Below are 15602 nucleotides of genomic sequence, written 5' to 3'. Positions count from 1 at the left end.
TCCCGATTCCCGGCCATGGCCGGGAGGGCGGATCACTTAACGGTCCACATCCGACATAACAAAATCGATACTGCCCAGATAGACGATGAGGTCCGACACCATGCTGCCTTTGATCACCGAGGGGATCTGCTGCAGGTGAGCAAAGCTCGGGGTGCGGATCCGGGTCCGGTAGCTCATGGTGGAGCCATCGCTGGTCAGGTAGTAACTGTTGACGCCCTTGGTCGCCTCAATCATCTGGAACGATTCGGCAGCGGGCATCACCGGGCCCCAAGACACTTGCAGGAAGTGGTTGATCAGGGTCTCGATGTGCTGCAGCGTGCGCTCTTTGGGCGGCGGCGTGGTGAGGGGGTGATCCGCCTTGAAGGGACCCTCCGGCATGTTCTTCATGCACTGTTCGATGATCGACATGCTCTGGCGGATCTCCTCGATCCGCACGGTGGCTCTGTCGTAGGCATCGCCATTGCTGCCGACCGGTACTTCAAAGTCGAACTGATCGTAACCGGAGTAGGGACGCCATTTGCGTACGTCGAAGTTGAGGCCGGTGGCGCGCAATCCGGCCCCCGTGGTACCCCAGGACAACGCCTGCTCGGTGGTGTAGGCCGATACACCTATGGTGCGACCGCGCAGAATGCTGTTGCGCATCGCTGCTTTTTCGTAATCCATCAGACGCTTGGGCAGCCAGCTCAGCAGGTTGTCCTGTACCAGCCGTTGCCATCCCTTCGGCAAGTCGTGGGCCACACCGCCGATACGGAACCAGGCCGGGTGCATACGGGCTCCGGTGATCGCCTCGATGATGGTGTAGATCTTCTGCCGGTCGGTGAAGGTGAAGAAGACCGGGGTCATGGCCCCCACGTCCTGGATATAGGTACCGAGGAACAGCAGGTGGCTCTGGATGCGGAACAGCTCCGCCATCATCACCCGGATCATGTCGACCCGCTGTGGCACCTTGATGCCAGCCAGCTTCTCGACCGCCAGCACATAGGGGAGGTTGTTCATCACCCCGCCCAGATACTCGACCCGGTCGGTATAGGGGATGTAACTGTGCCAGGATTGGCGCTCGCCCATCTTCTCGGCACCACGATGGTGATAACCGATGTCGGGCACGCAGTTGCGGATCTCCTCGCCATCGAGCTGCAACACCAACCGGAAGGCGCCGTGGGCAGAGGGGTGGTTGGGGCCGAGGTTGAGGAACATGTAGTCCTCGTTCTCGTTGCCGCGGGCCAGGCCCCACTCTTCCGGTTTGAACAGCAGGTTCTCCTGCTCCATGTCCTGTTTGGCGGCATCGAGCATGAAGGGATCGAATTCGGTGGCGCGCGCCGGGTAATCCTTGCGCAGCGGGTGACCCTGCCAGCTCTTGGGCATCATGATCCGGGTCAGATGGGGGTGGCCATCGAAGGTGATGCCCATCAGATCCCACATTTCCCGCTCGTACCAGTTGGCATTGGGGAAGTGGTTGGTGATGGTGGGCAGATGCAGGTCACTCTCGGCCAGCGCCACCTTCAACATCACATCGGTGTTACGGTCGATTGAGATGAGGTGATAGAAGACGGTGAAATCGCTCTGGGGCAGACCGTCGCGATGGCTGCGCAGCCGCTCGTCAGTCGCACTCAGATCGAAGAGCATCACGAACGGGGAGGGCACCTTGCGCAAAAAGCCCATCACATCCTGCAGCAGTTCGCGGGGGAGCCAGACCACCGGCACGCCGGTGCGCGTGGTCTGCACGGTGAAGTGCTCGGCCCCGAAGTGGGCAAACAGTTCGCCAATGACTTTGGCATCCTTGTGGTCGCTGGGCTGCCACTGGGCCATGGCGTAATTGCTGGGAAAATCACGAGTCAGTTTCATGGTCAGATCTCATCCGGCGTGCGCAGGTTGGTCACATTGATCCGTTCGCCGCGCTTGCGCTCTTTTTCGGCCTGCATCTGGGGACGGTAGATCCCCTGATCGCCCACCACCCAGGAGAGGGGGCGGCGTTCTTTGCCGATGGAGTCCTGCAGCAGCATCAGGGCTTGCAAAAAGGCTTCTGGACGGGGCGGGCAACCCGGAATGTAGACGTCGACCGGCAGGAACTTGTCCACCCCCTGCACCACGGAATAGATGTCATACATGCCGCCTGAGTTGGCACAGGCCCCCATGGAGATCACCCACTTGGGTTCGAGCAACTGTTCATACAGGCGCTGGATGACTGGCGCCATCTTGATGAAGGGGGTCCCTGCAATCACCATGAAATCGGCCTGACGGGGCGAGGCACGGATAACTTCGGCGCCGAAGCGAGCCACATCATGGGGGGAGGTGAAGGCGGTACACATCTCCACGTAGCAGCAGGAGATACCGAAGTTGTAAGGCCAGAGGGAGTTTTTGCGGCCCCAGTTGACTGTATCTTGCAGCACCTCCTCGAGACGGCCCATCATGATGCCGCGCGTCGCCTCTTGCGTCAGTGGGTCATCGACGGTCTGGCGCTGCTCCTGGGGGTAGCGCTCAACGGGTGCATCCGGGTCAATCCGGGTCAGGGTGTACTTCATGGTGCAACCTCAAGGAAAGGGTCTGTGGTTCAATCACTGTTTTTGTTGTTCAACTGCTGTTTGCGCGGTGACCAGTCCAGCGCGCCGATGCGCCAGAGGTAGATCAGGCCGATAAGCAGCAGTCCGATGAAAATGGTGGCTTCAATAAAGCCGACCCAGCCGCTCTCCCGCACGGAGACAGACCAGGCAAACAGGTAGAGCGCCTCGACGTCGAAGATGACGAAGAACATGGCGACCAGATAGAACTTGGCGGAAAAACGCAGGCGGGCACTGCCGACCGAGTCCACACCAGATTCAAATGGCTTGTTCTTGGAGCGGCCGTAGGCGCGACCTCCCAGCAGGGCGGCAAGGCCTATCATCACCAGACAGATGGTGATGGCACCGATGACATAAATGGCAAAAGCCCAATGTTGAGCAGAAATATCAGCAAACATAGAGGTTTTTCCTAACCAAATTAATCAAGCGACTTAACAATAATGTTACGCATTATGACACTTTCGCACTGATTTACATGTCATTTTTACGGGTTAATTATTAATCGGTTAACTGGCGATTAAATTTTGTTAAGAAGCGCACTTTTTTGTTGATTATGGCGAGCGAGAAAGGCTGGGAGAGCGCAGAATGCTGATCCTTGCCATCACCTTAAAGGGGTAAATACCGAGAGTGAAACCAGAGCTGATCGGTATTGCGGGTTGGGAAAGTCGGGGTGAGAAAAATGGAGACGGGCACGCTCAAAAGGCAATAAAAAGAGAGGCTTTCAAGCCTCTCCTGTCATAGCGTTCCGGTTTCGAGCGTGGGGCGGTCAGGGTTTATTGGCGACCAGCAAGACCTGATCCGGGTAGGCACCAATGGCGCGAAGACCGATATCTCCCGAGGTGATATCCAGATACGCCCGCTGACCATTGGCGGAGGTCACCGTGCTGCTCATCAGATAGACATAGCCCTCATTGACCTCTTTACCGCCCCCCGCCATGGCGCGCGGGAAAATGGCTTCATTGAGAGAGGGCTGGTAGCAGGCATGCTCGACCAGGGTCGCCAGCTCCTTGATGTCGGGCAGGCGCCACTGGCTGATACCGCCGAAGTGATAGAGAGCATGGCTGCTGTCACTGCGGATCCGCTCCGCCACTTGCAACCCCTGCTGCCAGTAGTAAACGGTCGGTTCCCCCAGGCAACTGTTGCCACTCCATGTCTGCCCCAGTTTGCAGCGCATCCAGGTGAGGCCGGTGTGTTGATCCGTGACGGTGCCGTTGCCATGGTCAAGAAAACGGGCAGAGGGGGCGGTGCGATCCATGGTGTCATCACAAATGGCAGCACCGTGGGCCAGGGGGGCCAGCAGTGCTAGCATGGCGAACGAAAAGCGATAAAGGCTCATGATATTCCTCGGATTATTGGGAAGTGGCGACCAGTCGTACCTGCATCAGTTCGATATAGGTATCTTGCTGCACCAGCGCGGGATAGGTGGTGCCCGCATCGTCTCCCAGGAACAGGGCAGTGCGTTTGCTGATGGGGCCACCGGAGAAGAGCTGAGCTGTGTTGCTGGTGGCGCTCCAGAAGTAACCATGGAAGAAGCCTTCTTCCGAGGGGGCGATATCCGGGAAGTAACGAGTATCCATGATGATGCGCTGACCCAGCGGGTCCCTGGCCAAGCTGCCGTAGTGCATCAGTGACATCAGCTCACCCATGGTGGGTAGCCGCCACTGGCTGATGCCACAGCGCTGCTTGCCATTGAGCCACTGCTGATACGCGCGGGTGGTCAGCAGGGTGGTCAGCGCCTGGGCCCTGGCGAGGGCTGCCAGGTCCCCTTCGGCGGTGAGCTGTTCGATCCTGTTATGAATATGCTGGTAGGCCGCTTGCTGCTCGCCTGTGGTCGCCTTGAACTGCTCATCCTCATAGGCAAAGGGTCTGCTTTTCCAGTCAGGACTCAAGGGATCATCCGATTTGACCTCCCACACCAGACCGGTATTGAGATCCTTGACGCACTGCCAGCTCGGCGCGTTGTCGGGGAGAACCTGACCGCGATCATCGAGTTTGCGATAGGCAAGCTGGGGACGAGTGCGATTCCAGCTGGCATCTTGTCCCGGATAGTCGGCGGGTTCCTGTTCCAGCAGCGGGTCGTTGCCATCGCTGAAGGTGGTGACGCCGGTGACGGTCAGCAGGTTGCGTGGCTGCTGCTGCACCAGCAGGGTCAGCAGCTCGCTTTGGGTCTCTTCGGCAAACTGGCCGTTGCGCTGCCACTCCTGAGCCAATTGCGCCAGCATCAGGCTGATGGCGCGATAGCTGGTGGTGAGCAACTGGGTCTCCTTGGCGTTGGCAAGGCGTGTGCGGGCCTGTTGCTGCAAACTGATCGCCACCTGTTGCAGCGCCTGATCAAACTGGCCGAGACCTGCGAGGGCCGCGCGGTCGCTGCCCGGTTGCAGCGGCGCGAGATCGGCCAGCAGCTGCGTCAGTGCGCGATCGGCGGCCACCCCTTCGGCAATGCGGCTCTGCAATAGGGTGCTGAGCAGGGTCGGTTGCAGCCGTTGTGGATCCCCTTTGGCGGCCGGATGTGCCAGCAGCAGGCCTCCGCTCCTCGGTACGAACAGCAGGGGCGAGTTGACGATGTTGGCCGAACGGCTGACCAGGGCCACAACTCCTTCGCCGCTGACGGCAGGGTCGGCAGGATCACATTGCCAGTTCTGATCCAGATCGGCGCACAGGGTACCGGCAGTCGGCAGGGCGACATCGACCCGGTAGTCCGGGATCGCCAGTGGTGCGTTATCTTCCCCGCCGCCACAGGCGCTGAGCAGGGCTGAGAGGGTTGCAATAACCAGTACGGATGGTTTCACTTCACATTCCTTGATTCGGTCACAGGTTCACGGGGGCGGTAACCCCCGTGGTACAGGATTCAACGGCGCGGGGTGCTCCGGCGCCAGAGGCGGGGCCAGAGGGCCAGCAACAGCAGCAGGGGTGAAGTCGTGCCGCCACCCCCTTCATCCTGCTCAAGGGGAATGATGCCGGTGTTGGGCAGGGCTTCATCCTTGTCGCAGCGGGCGCCGACTTGCTGGGCGACCCGCCAGTTGCGCAACTGACCGGTGTCACCGGCGCTGGTGTCGTTGATCTCCAGCAGCCAGCGGCCAGCGAGCGGTTCGCCGTGCAGCTTGTCCAGCGATTCGAACGGTACCAGTTCACGGGGAAACTCCCCCTTGAGCCGGGTATGGCTGGCGTAACCCTTGTTCCACAGGCTAATCCGGGTGCCGTAAGGGGAGGTGAGCCAGATCTCCAGCTGCTCCAGTTTGCTGTGCTCCAGATCGAGGGCGACCACGAATCCGCTGTCGATGCGGGCCTTGCTCTCGGGCAGGGTGAGAGTGAAGCGGGACAGGCCGTGCCGTTCATCGCTCACCGCATCCTTGATCTGGCCACCCTGGCCGATGGCCCGCTGCCAGAGCGGTTCACCGATCGGCAGTTGCAGGTCAAGGCGGGTTTGGCGCTCGGTGGGGCTGGGCAGGGTGAGCTGGAACTGCAGCGGCAAGGTGACTGCCTCGCCACAGGTCAGGTTGCTCGCTGCTTCCAGCGGCAGGGTCCAGCGGGCGGTGCCATCGGCGTTGAGCTCTCCCTGCCAGTGACCGTCACCCATGAGCCCCTTGCTCGGGAGCAGGCTGGCGTCAGCCACGGTCAGGGGGCGGCCGCTCTGGTTGGTCAATTCGATGGCGAGGCTCTTTTTCTCCTCGGGCAACAGGTAGCTGTCATCGGCAAGGCGGGCCGCGATGGGCGTGGGCAGCAGGGCGTGGTGGCGGAAGGCCTGCTCCAGCAGCTTGCCATAGCTGTGGTCCGGATAGAGGCGGTTGGCGGTATCCACGGTGACCCGCGCCAGCTGGGGCATCCGCACCTGCGGGCCGAGGCCGAAGTGAGATTCAATCAGCAGGGTATCGAACTCGTCACGGGCTACCTCGCCATATTGTTCAACGGCCTGGCGCAGCGCGGTGAAGAGCGGGGTGCCCCACAGTTGGTCGCCGTTGCTGCCGTTGATAGTGAGGTGAGCCGGATAGAGGAAGCCCGGATGATAGCGCGCCCGCAGATCATCGAGCTGACGGGGCGTTCGGCCGCTGATCCTGGCATCCCAGTTGAAGACCATGAAAGGCTCGAACTGGCGAGCCTCTGGACTACGCTGGCGCCAGCTGGCGGCCAGATAGTCGCTAAAGCCCTCGCCGATGGCGCCCCAGTCACCCTCTTCTCCCATGTCGGGCAGGATATGGTGCTGCACCGCATGGCCAAACTCGTGCCAGATCACCATGGGATCTTCCGCATCGGGTACCCCTATCCGGCCAATTTCCAACCGGCGCAGGAAGGGGTCATAGAGAGAGTTGTCCTGCTCCCCGGCATCGGTATCGATGGCCAGGGGGCCGCCCATCAGCGTCGGGTAGCCAAGGGATTCCACATGGCGCTGGGCCAGATCCAGATGGTAGTAGCCATTGATATCGAGGAAGGCGGGTTGCTGGTGATCCAGCTGGAAGCCATCGGCATCAGGGCTGCTAAAGGGGGCAGTTTCCGGCGCCGTGCCATCCACGACCCGGGCGCGTGGGCCATTTAGCTGGTAGGTGTCATCCACCTTTTGTACCCTGAGCGGCACGGTGCGATAGGCCCCGTTGTCCAGCACCAGATCGTGGCGCCACAGCAGGTTGCCATCTTGCAACTGGGTGCGTGGGTCGAGGGCAAAGATGCGGGCCTGCACCGTAGCCGCTTCCCCTGCCAGCGGGACCGCTTCGGCACGGGTGTTGGCCTCTTGCAGCGTGCGCCCCAGCAGGGCGTTGCCATCGCAGGTGACAAACAGTTGCCAGTGGCTGCTCTTGCTGTTGCCCGGCTGGCTTTCCACCGCCAGCAGACGCCAGGCCGCAGTCAAGGTGTCGCCATCCTGCCAGTACCAGGGCTGGGCTTCGTCACTGCCAGCGAATTGCCACACCGTACTATCCAGCGTGGCGGTATAGGCATCCACCCCGGCGCGGCTTGCTTCATCACATGGAGCCGCCTGTGCCTGCATCAGCCGGGTATTGTGATAAAGGCGCCACGGGCGACCCTGCTCATCGAGACTGACGGCGGCCATCAGGCCGGCGATCGGTGCGCCATTGAGCTGCTGGCGATAATGTAGATAGTGGCCCAGCTTGCCTTGGCGCTGATAGGCCGGGGCATCACTCAGGGTGACGCCGAGCTGCTGTTCGAGCCAGAGGCGGGTATCGGCCGGGGCGTCCTGTTCGACAAAACGCAGTTCGGCGGCCTGAGTGGAAAAGCTAGCCAGCCCCAGCAAGAGGGCGGGCAACAGGGGTTTCATAGTGGTACTCCCAATCAGCGGCAGGGTCATTGATTGATCCCCGCCAGATGCAACAAGAAGGCAAATTCACGAGCCCGATCGCCACCACCGGCGCGGTGGCCTCCCTCCAGTTCGGTCAGCAGCAGGTAGGGGCCGGAGCCCGTGCTGTGCTCCCGCAGGCGGGCCAGCCACTTGACCGGCTCCCAGTAGGGGACTTGGCTATCGTGCAGGGCGGTAGTGACCAGCAGGGGCGGGTAGGGGGCGCGGTGCAGGTTGTCGTAGGGGCTGATGCGACGCATCGCCTGATACTCTGCGGGCTTGGCCGGATTGCCCCACTCCTGATACTCCTGACGGGTCAAGGGGAGGGCAGGATCGCTCATGGTGCCGAGCATATCGACGAAGGGAACCTGCAACACGGCGCCGCTAAAGAGTGTCGGTTGCTGGTTGAGGGCCGCAGCAACCAGGGTGCCCCCCGCGCTGCCCCCCATGGCAAACAGGGGCAGAGGGGCGGCGTCGGGCGACCAGTGGCGCAGGTTGTTGCCGGCAGCGATAAAGTCGCTGATGCCGTTCTGCTTGTGGATGCCCCGTCCGTCGCGGGTCCACTGCTCCCCCAGCATGCCGCCGCCGCGCACATGGGCGATGGCGTAGACAAAGCCCCGATCCAGCAGGCTTAACAGCTCTTTCTGGTAGTAGGGGCGCATCGGCGTGCCATAGGCGCCATAGCCGTAGAGCAGTACGGCGCGAGGGGCCAGATCCTTGCGCCATACCAGCGAGACAGGCACCCGGGTGCCATCGGCAGAAGTGATCCAGCGCCGCTCGCTCTGATAGGGCAATGCTTTATTGCCTGCGGTGTGCTGGTCGTTGATCCACTGGCCGCTGTTCAAATCCAGCCAGCGCTGGCCGGGGGGCTGGCTCAAGCCCTGACTGCGCACCAGAATACGGTCGCTGGCCGGGTCATGTTCTCCTTGCAGCCAGCCGGTACCGGCGCCACTGGCCAGCGGCAGGCGCTGGCGTTCATGGCCGTTGCGGTCGAGCAGGGCGAGCCAATCCTCCCCCTGCTGGCGAAACTGCACCACCAGATGGCGATCAAACAGTCGCCACTTCTCGGGATCGCCGAGATCCTCCTCTTTGGCGGGCCACAGGCGCTGCCACTCACCGAGCGGCGTGCTGGCTGAGTAGAGGGCAAATGCCCCCTCCCGGTTGCTCTTGATCACCCAGCCGGATTGACTGTCCAGATAGTATTCCACCCCGCGCTGGCGGGGTTTGACCTGCTGCGGCTTGCCCGAGTCGAGCAGGTATTGCTCCGAGCTGTCGTGGTTGTTGCCCTGCAACACCAGATGCTGGCCATCCGTGGTGCGATAGAGGCTGAGCAGCCAGGCGGGATCCTGCTCCTCATAGAGAGTCTGCTCCTGGCCATTCTGCCAGCCGCGCAGCTGCCAGGGGCGCAGGGTGTCGCGCTCATTGGCGATGGTGTAAAGGGTGCGACCATCTTGTGACCAGGCGAGATCAGCGCTTCGCTGCGCCAAACTGGCCAGCACCTTGCCGCTTTGGAGATCGAGCAGGGTGACCTGATAGTCGAGATCGCCGCGCCTGTCTTCGGCGATGGCTAGTGTGAGGTTATCCGGGCTCAGTGCCCAGCCGCCCGCTTCGTAATAGTCCTCACCCGCTCTGGCGGGAAGCCGCTGCAGCACCTTGCCCCCGTGGCGTTGCCAGAGTGAGCCATCCGGGCGCAGCTGCCATGCCTGATCGCCGCGGACAAGCCAGTCCTCTGGCACAGATTCCCCCGCCGGATGGCGGGCAAATTCGGCGCGCAAGGTTGCTTCCAGCGGCTGCTGCGCGGCGAGCTGCTGCTCGCTCCAGCGATTTTGCTGCTTGAGCAGGGCGAGAATGGCCGGGTTGCTACGGCTCTCGTCCCGCAACCAGAAGTAGGGATCCTGGCGTACGGGATTGCCTGAAATCAGGTGTGGCTGGGACGGGATCGGCGGTGGCAGGGCTTCTTGCGCCCACGCCAACGGGACGGCCAACAGGGCCGCCATGATTGCATGATGCTTCATCACATCCCCACGAAACGGTAGCTGAGGCTGGCTGACAGGTAGCGGCCGCTCTGGCTGTAGAGAGAGGTATCGCTGCCAGCCGGAAGTCCGGCCACATCCTGATAGCGGACATAGCGGGTATCGAGCAGGTTGCCGATGGTGGCATTGACCTTGAGCGCCTCGGTGATCTGCCAGTCGCCGGTGAGATCCAGACTGAACCAGCCTGCGCTGCTCTGGCAGGCACCGTTGTAGCCAGTCTGCGCATTGGCGCACTGGGGCACCTTGGTCATGGCGGCGGCATAGTTGCCACTGAGCTCAACCCCCCAGTCGAGCTGTTGCCAGCGCAGGGTGGTGTTGCCTTCCAGCGGTGTCTGGGTGCGCAGCGGCTCACCGCGGTGATCCTTGCCATCCATCCAGGCCAGATTGGTCGAAAGCTCCCACTCGTCGCTCAGCCAGAGGCTGGCGGCCAGCTCGGCGCCCCAGGTTTCTGCTTTGGCAACGTTGCGATATTGGCGCAGGAAGACACCGTCATCGAGGCGAAAACCGGTCTGGCGCCAGTCGATGAAGTTGTAGTAGCGGTTGTAGAAAACGGCCGGTTTGACGCTCCAGTTGTCGCTTTGGCCATTCACTCCCCACTCCAGACTGTGGCTGGTCTCCTCCTTGAGGTTGGGGTTGGCAATGATCTCGAACGGCGGCATGGCAAAGTAGTGAGGAATGTTGCCGTAAACCTGATCGTAAGCGGGGGCGCGGAAGCCGTTGGCATAGCTGAGCCAGCTGCGCCATGTCTCGTTGAAGCGGTAACTGGCCGCCACACTGGGGGAGATGTGGTCGCTGTGGTTCTCGGCCAGATTACTGTCCGGTGCGCGCAGGCGCTGGCGGTCAAAGCGCAGGGTCGGGGTAAACTGCCAGCTGCCCAGATCGATCACATCGCTCAGCCAGATGCCATCGCGGCGGGTCTCGGCCTTGCTGAAGGGGGCTTTCTGTCCCTGGGTGGTGATGCCATCTTCCAGGGTCAGATTGCTGACCGGCCGCTCGTGGTTGGCCTGCTCCAGCTCCACACCGTAGCTGAAGGTGTGATCCAGCGAGCCGGTGCTCAGCTTGCTCTGCAGCTCCAGCTCACTGCCAAGGCGCAGCTCCTCGAAGGTGGAGAGGGTGCGCTGGCTGCGATATCTGGGATAGCCGCTCAGGGCATCGTTGCGCAGCAGCTGGCGCTGGTTGGCTTCGTTGCGTGACTGGTTGCCAAACAGGCTCCAGTTGAGGGTATCGATCATGCCCAGATCGTTGGCCTCCCAGCTGAACTTGCCGCCCTGGGTGCGCTGATCGCCATCTTCCTGAAAACCGACCACGTCCCAGCTGCCATCGGGTTGGGGCACCGCTTTGGGCCCCATCTGGCGTTTGGCGTGATCCTCGTAGTAGTCCAGCTCCAGCCGCAGAGCGTGATGGGCATTGAGGGGGAGGCGGCTGCTGGTGGAGGCACTCATGCCATCCAGATCCGCCGGAATGCGGTTCTCTTCAAAGTTGGCGGTTTCGTTGCCACGCCAGCCGGAGAGGCGCAACAGATGTTCGCTCTCCAGTGCCCGCACCGCGCCGGTCATGCTGAGCTTCTTCTTGTTGCTGTCGCCACCGTAGAGGGTTTTGGCCGCCAGATAGCTATCTTGCTGTTGCAGATAATCTTCCGGCTGCTTGGTATTCATCACCACGGTACCGCCGATGGCATCGGAGCCATGCAGGGAGGAGCCGGCCCCCTTGGCCACCTCAATCTGCTTGATGTCATCAAGGTCGAAGTTGAAGCGACCCACCTTGTCATTGATGTTGTCGGCGCCAAAGCCGTCGCTGACGCGCACCCCATCCTTGATCAGCAGGATACGGTTGCCCCCGATGCCGCGCACGCTGATGTTTTGCGGTCGCCCGGCAGAGCCGGTGACCGAGACACCGGGGATCTTGCGAAACACATGAGTCAGCTCGCTGGCGACCTGACGGTCCAGCTCTTCCTGGGTGATGACGGTGATGGAGCCGGAAACATCGGAGAGTTTCTGTTGTACCCGTTGCCCGGTGACAATGATGGTGTCGTCGCTGCGAGCCTTCTCCACAGGGGGAAGATCGGCCGCGCCAGCGGAGGCACACAGGAGTGCCGGCCATGCCTGAAGCAGTTTGTTCATAATGATAATTGTTTTTATTTAAGCCTGAAGGGCGGCATTATTGCAGAGGCCTGACCACTTGACAATAAATGGCAATCATTATCATTAAGATCTTATGGTGTTGATATTATTGAGTTATTTGTTTTTAAAAAGAGGCTCCCGCGCGAAGCGGGAGCGGGGGGATTAGGGCTTGAGCAGTTGCAGCGACTCTTCTGCGGCCTTGCCTTGGGAGAGGGTGATATCGACCCGGCGGTTCGCCTGGCGATGTTCGGGGGTGTCATTGGCAAAGCGGGGTTGAGTGTCGGCAACACCCTGAGCGATGACTCGTCTGGCATCCAGCTGGGGATTGGTCAGCATGGTCTGCACGATGGAAGAGGCCCGCAGCACCGAGAGCTCCCAGTTGTTGCGATAGAGCTCCACCGGCGCTTGGGAGTTGTCGGTATGACCGGTGACCACTACCTGCCCCGGGATGTTGGCCAAAATGCCGGCGATCTTGTTGACCAGCGGGATGAACTGGGGCTGCAGGAACGCCGAATCGGAGGGGAACAGCGCCTTCTCGCCGATGCGGATCACCAATTGACTGCCGAGTTGCTCGACCTCCAGATCCTTCGATTCAATCTGGGCCTTGAGCTGTTGCTCAAGCTTCTGCTTGGTCACCTGCACCCACTCCTGCTCCTTGGTCTTATGGGGCCAGGATTCGGTGGCGCTCGGCTTTTCCGAGGCACCTATGGTCTCGTTGAATGGATCCGATGCCGCCATGGGGGCATCTTTCTCCAGCACAGTCTCTTCTTTCGGGCTGCTTGGCGTGGTCTTCGATTCCGGTTCAAGAATCCCTGTGCCCCCCTGCATCAAGGGTGAGCCGGCAGGCGGGGAGATGAGGCCGATTTTACCCAGCGACTCGATAAAGCCCTGGATAAGCACTCGGGTTTCGGACTGCTTGGCCATGGCAAAGGAGTAGAGCACCACAAACAGGGCGAACAGCAATGTCATGAAGTCGGCATAGGAGACCAGCCAGCGTTCGTGGTTCTCCGGCGCTTCAGCCTTTTTCTTTTTCGCCACCATGGCCTCCCAGATAAGGTTCGAGGGTCACTTGCAGGCGTGCTTGGGACTCGCCATCCACGATGCAGAGAATGCCGGTCAGAGTCATCTCCTTGTAGTGGCGGATCTGGTGGGCAAACCCCTTGTAGCGGTTGCCGAACGGCAAGAAGATCAGGTTGGCGGCGGATACCCCGTAGATGGTGGCGATAAAAGCCACCGCGATGGCGCCACCCAGCTTGTCGGGGGCATCCAGCAGACCCATGGCGTGGATCAGGCCAAATACCGCGCCGACGATCCCCATGGTCGGGCAGTAGCCTCCCATGGCTTCATAGAATTTGACCGTCTGTTCGAGATCTTCCTGTTCAAATTCGATCTCGTTCTCCAGCACCTCGTGGATTTTGTTCTTCTCGTAGCCATCGACCATCATCTGCACCCCTTTCTTCAGGAAGGGATCCTTGATCTCCTCGATCATCCCTTCCAGCGCCAGCATGCCGCTGCGGCGAGCATTGCCTGCCAGGGTCTCCAGCAACTGGGCCTGTTCCAGCATGTCGAGTTTGAGGGGAGAGAGCAGCCATTTGAAACGCTTCATGGTGCTACCGACGACAGAGAAGGGGAACTGGGTCAGCGCAGCGCCTATGGTGCCGCCGATCACGATGAGGAATGCGGGCAGATCGAGCAGTGCACTGGGGTGACCACCCTCGATCATGTTGCCGCCAAGGATGGCGATCAACGCCAGCACCAAGCCAATCAAGCTCATTTTTTACACGTCCCTGTATGTTGATAATGGCTAGTGTAGCTAGTTAAGTATCAGTTTTTCAAAATGATATCCAATCGCTGAGCAATTAATCGGCGTGGTATGTGGCTGCGGGTGTCGCGCACAAAGCGGGGAGAGGCAAACGTTGTTATGGCATCAGTGGCGAGAGACTGACTAAGAGCGAAACAGTCTGCGGCTACTATAGTGCGCAATCATCCAGAGTCGGGAATCCATGAAGCACAATAAAGAGCTTCTCCTCTCGGGACCATATCCTGGTGATTAGGTGACGTCATCATCAAGAAGGCGACCATCAGGTCGCCTTCTTGTTTCGTATTTTGCAGTATATGGCTCGATGTCAGAGGGGCGATCAGAGCACCATGGCTGCAATCCAGCCGAAGATCACCAGCGGGATGTTGTAGTGAATAAAGGTGGGCACCACGCTGTCCCAGATATGGTCGTGCTGGCCATCGGCGTTGAGGCCGGATGTCGGGCCCAGGGTAGAGTCGGAGGCCGGTGACCCCGCATCCCCCAGCGCGCCAGCGGTACCGACCAGCGCGATGATCGCCATCGGTGAGAAGCCGAGCTGCAGACAGAGCGGCACATAGATGGTGGCGATGATGGGCACGGTGGAGAAGGAGGAGCCGATCCCCATGGTGATGAGCAGGCCCACCAGCAGCATCAGGAAGGCGGCGATCCCCTTGTGCTGGCCGATGCCGGAGGCGACCACCTGTACCAGAGAGTCGACCCCGTGGGTTGCCTTCATCACCGCGGCAAAACCGGCGGCGGAGATCATGATGAAGCCGATCAGCGACATCATGCGCACCCCCTGGGTGAAAGCATCCTGGCTTTCGCGAAACTTGATGACGCCGCCGCAGGTGAAGATGACAAAACCGGCCAGCGCACCCAGTACGATGCTGTTGGTCATCAACTGCAGCCCCAGTGCTACACCAATGGCCAGCAGGGCCACCCAGATATGAGTGAGGTTGAGCTCGACCGCTTCGGGCTCGGCATCCAGGATCTTGGCCAGATCGTACTGGCGCGGTTTGCGATAGCTGATGAATACCGCAATCAGCAGGCCCAGTACCATACCGGCAACCGGAATGGCCATCGCCAGCGGGATCTGGCTGGTGGTGATGGGCACGCCGTTATCGATCAGGTTCTTGGCCAGAATGTTGTTCAGGAAGATGCCGCCAAAGCCGACCGGCAGCACCATATAGGTGGCGGTCAGGCCAAAGGTGATGACACAGGCCACCTGACGACGGTCGATCTGCATCTGCGCCATTACATGCAGCAGCGGCGGGATCAGAATGGGAATAAAGGCGATATGAACCGGGATCAGGTTCTGGGACGAGATGGCCACGGCCAGCACGGAAGAGAGCAGCAGGGTTTTAACCCACATGATGCGGGTCGAGCTGGCATCCTTGCCCAACTGGCTGATCACCTTGCGGGCCAGCAGGTCGGTGATCCCGGAGCGGGAGATGGCAACCGCAAAGGCGCCCAGCATGGCGTAGGAGAGGGCAATCTCGGCGCCACCGCCCAGGCCACCGCTGAAGGTGGTGAGGGTATCTGTCAACGACAACCCGCCCACCAGACCGCCCGCAATGGCACCCAGCGCCAGCGAGACCACCACATTGATCCGCAGTAGACTGAGCACCAGCATCAGCCCGACTGCGATAACAACTGGATTCATTTGATTTCCTTATAGTTTGTTATTGCTGTCTGTCATGTGAAGGGGAGTTAGTTTGCGAAAAATGTGACAAATGTCGAGAAAAAAATCAGTCAAACCCCTCATATTGCAGCAGCATGTGGCACAAGGTTGCTCAACCTGAGGGTTTGTGA

At 60.6% G+C, this 15602-nt stretch carries 11 protein-coding genes; all 11 read right to left on the bottom strand.

What is annotated here, in order from left to right; all coding sequences use genetic code 11:
* Positions 1–36: 36 nt before the first annotated feature.
* The 11 genes from nuoC to G5149_RS02005 all read right to left on the bottom strand — a co-directional run bounded on the left by nuoC (position 37) and on the right by G5149_RS02005 (position 15453).
* Positions 37–1842 carry an NADH-quinone oxidoreductase subunit C/D gene (gene nuoC / locus G5149_RS02055; RefSeq protein ID WP_421211366.1) on the bottom strand — a complete coding sequence of 602 codons (1806 nt, stop codon included), beginning with the start codon at positions 1840–1842 and terminating at the stop codon, positions 37–39.
* Positions 1843–1844: 2 nt separating this feature from the next.
* Positions 1845–2519: a NuoB/complex I 20 kDa subunit family protein gene (locus G5149_RS02050; protein ID WP_227094751.1), complete on the bottom strand. Its 675-nt coding sequence runs from the start codon at positions 2517–2519 to the stop codon at positions 1845–1847.
* 29 nt (positions 2520–2548) lie between these two features.
* On the bottom strand, positions 2549–2953 hold the full coding sequence (locus tag G5149_RS02045) for an NADH-quinone oxidoreductase subunit A (protein WP_337072084.1): 405 nt from the start codon (positions 2951–2953) through the stop codon (positions 2549–2551).
* Between the two features lie 368 nt (positions 2954–3321).
* On the bottom strand, positions 3322–3891 hold the full coding sequence (locus G5149_RS02040; protein ID WP_236345621.1) for a DUF1566 domain-containing protein: 570 nt from the start codon (positions 3889–3891) through the stop codon (positions 3322–3324).
* 13 nt (positions 3892–3904) lie between these two features.
* Positions 3905–5344: a DUF1566 domain-containing protein gene (locus tag G5149_RS02035; protein ID WP_421211363.1), complete on the bottom strand. Its 1440-nt coding sequence runs from the start codon at positions 5342–5344 to the stop codon at positions 3905–3907.
* 59 nt (positions 5345–5403) lie between these two features.
* The gene (locus G5149_RS02030; protein WP_421211361.1) at positions 5404–7851 is read right to left on the bottom strand and encodes a proprotein convertase P-domain-containing protein; all 2448 of its coding nucleotides are present in this window, start codon (positions 7849–7851) and stop codon (positions 5404–5406) included.
* Positions 7848–9854, bottom strand: coding sequence for a prolyl oligopeptidase family serine peptidase (locus tag G5149_RS02025; RefSeq protein WP_421211359.1), 2007 nt, complete (start codon positions 9852–9854; stop codon positions 7848–7850). Before G5149_RS02025 ends, G5149_RS02030 begins: the two co-directional genes overlap by 4 nt.
* Positions 9854–11992 carry a TonB-dependent hemoglobin/transferrin/lactoferrin family receptor gene (locus G5149_RS02020; RefSeq protein WP_421211357.1) on the bottom strand — a complete coding sequence of 713 codons (2139 nt, stop codon included), beginning with the start codon at positions 11990–11992 and terminating at the stop codon, positions 9854–9856. Before G5149_RS02020 ends, G5149_RS02025 begins: the two co-directional genes overlap by 1 nt.
* A 162-nt stretch (positions 11993–12154) precedes the next feature.
* A complete protein-coding gene (locus G5149_RS02015) occupies positions 12155–13033 on the bottom strand; it encodes a flagellar motor protein MotB (protein ID WP_245130660.1) in 879 nt (292 codons plus the stop codon).
* Entirely contained in the window at positions 13008–13766 is a 759-nt protein-coding gene (locus G5149_RS02010; protein WP_335843154.1) for a flagellar motor protein, read from the bottom strand. The genes G5149_RS02015 and G5149_RS02010 overlap by 26 nt, the downstream gene beginning before the upstream one ends.
* Before the next feature lie 364 nt (positions 13767–14130).
* The gene (locus tag G5149_RS02005) at positions 14131–15453 is read right to left on the bottom strand and encodes a Na+/H+ antiporter family protein (protein WP_005344933.1); all 1323 of its coding nucleotides are present in this window, start codon (positions 15451–15453) and stop codon (positions 14131–14133) included.
* Positions 15454–15602: the final 149 nt, after the last annotated feature.

The sequence above is a fragment of the Aeromonas sp. 600479 genome (assembly GCF_049175515.1).
Lineage (GTDB): Bacteria > Pseudomonadota > Gammaproteobacteria > Enterobacterales > Aeromonadaceae > Aeromonas > Aeromonas veronii_A.
This window is presented reverse-complemented; position numbering and strand designations above follow the sequence as displayed.

Bases quoted from the DNA above. Each gene is read 5' to 3' on its own strand.
- nuoC (WP_421211366.1), bottom strand. From the start codon at position 1,842: ATGAAACTGACTCGTGATTTTCCCAGCAATTACGCCATGGCCCAGTGG.
- G5149_RS02050 (WP_227094751.1), bottom strand. From the start codon at position 2,519: ATGAAGTACACCCTGACCCGGATTGACCCGGATGCACCCGTTGAGCGC.
- G5149_RS02045 (WP_337072084.1), bottom strand. From the start codon at position 2,953: ATGTTTGCTGATATTTCTGCTCAACATTGGGCTTTTGCCATTTATGTC.
- G5149_RS02040 (WP_236345621.1), bottom strand. From the start codon at position 3,891: ATGAGCCTTTATCGCTTTTCGTTCGCCATGCTAGCACTGCTGGCCCCC.
- G5149_RS02030 (WP_421211361.1), bottom strand. From the start codon at position 7,851: ATGACCCTGCCGCTGATTGGGAGTACCACTATGAAACCCCTGTTGCCC.
- G5149_RS02025 (WP_421211359.1), bottom strand. From the start codon at position 9,854: ATGAAGCATCATGCAATCATGGCGGCCCTGTTGGCCGTCCCGTTGGCG.
- G5149_RS02020 (WP_421211357.1), bottom strand. From the start codon at position 11,992: ATGAACAAACTGCTTCAGGCATGGCCGGCACTCCTGTGTGCCTCCGCT.
- G5149_RS02015 (WP_245130660.1), bottom strand. From the start codon at position 13,033: ATGGTGGCGAAAAAGAAAAAGGCTGAAGCGCCGGAGAACCACGAACGC.
- G5149_RS02010 (WP_335843154.1), bottom strand. From the start codon at position 13,766: ATGAGCTTGATTGGCTTGGTGCTGGCGTTGATCGCCATCCTTGGCGGC.
- G5149_RS02005 (WP_005344933.1), bottom strand. From the start codon at position 15,453: ATGAATCCAGTTGTTATCGCAGTCGGGCTGATGCTGGTGCTCAGTCTA.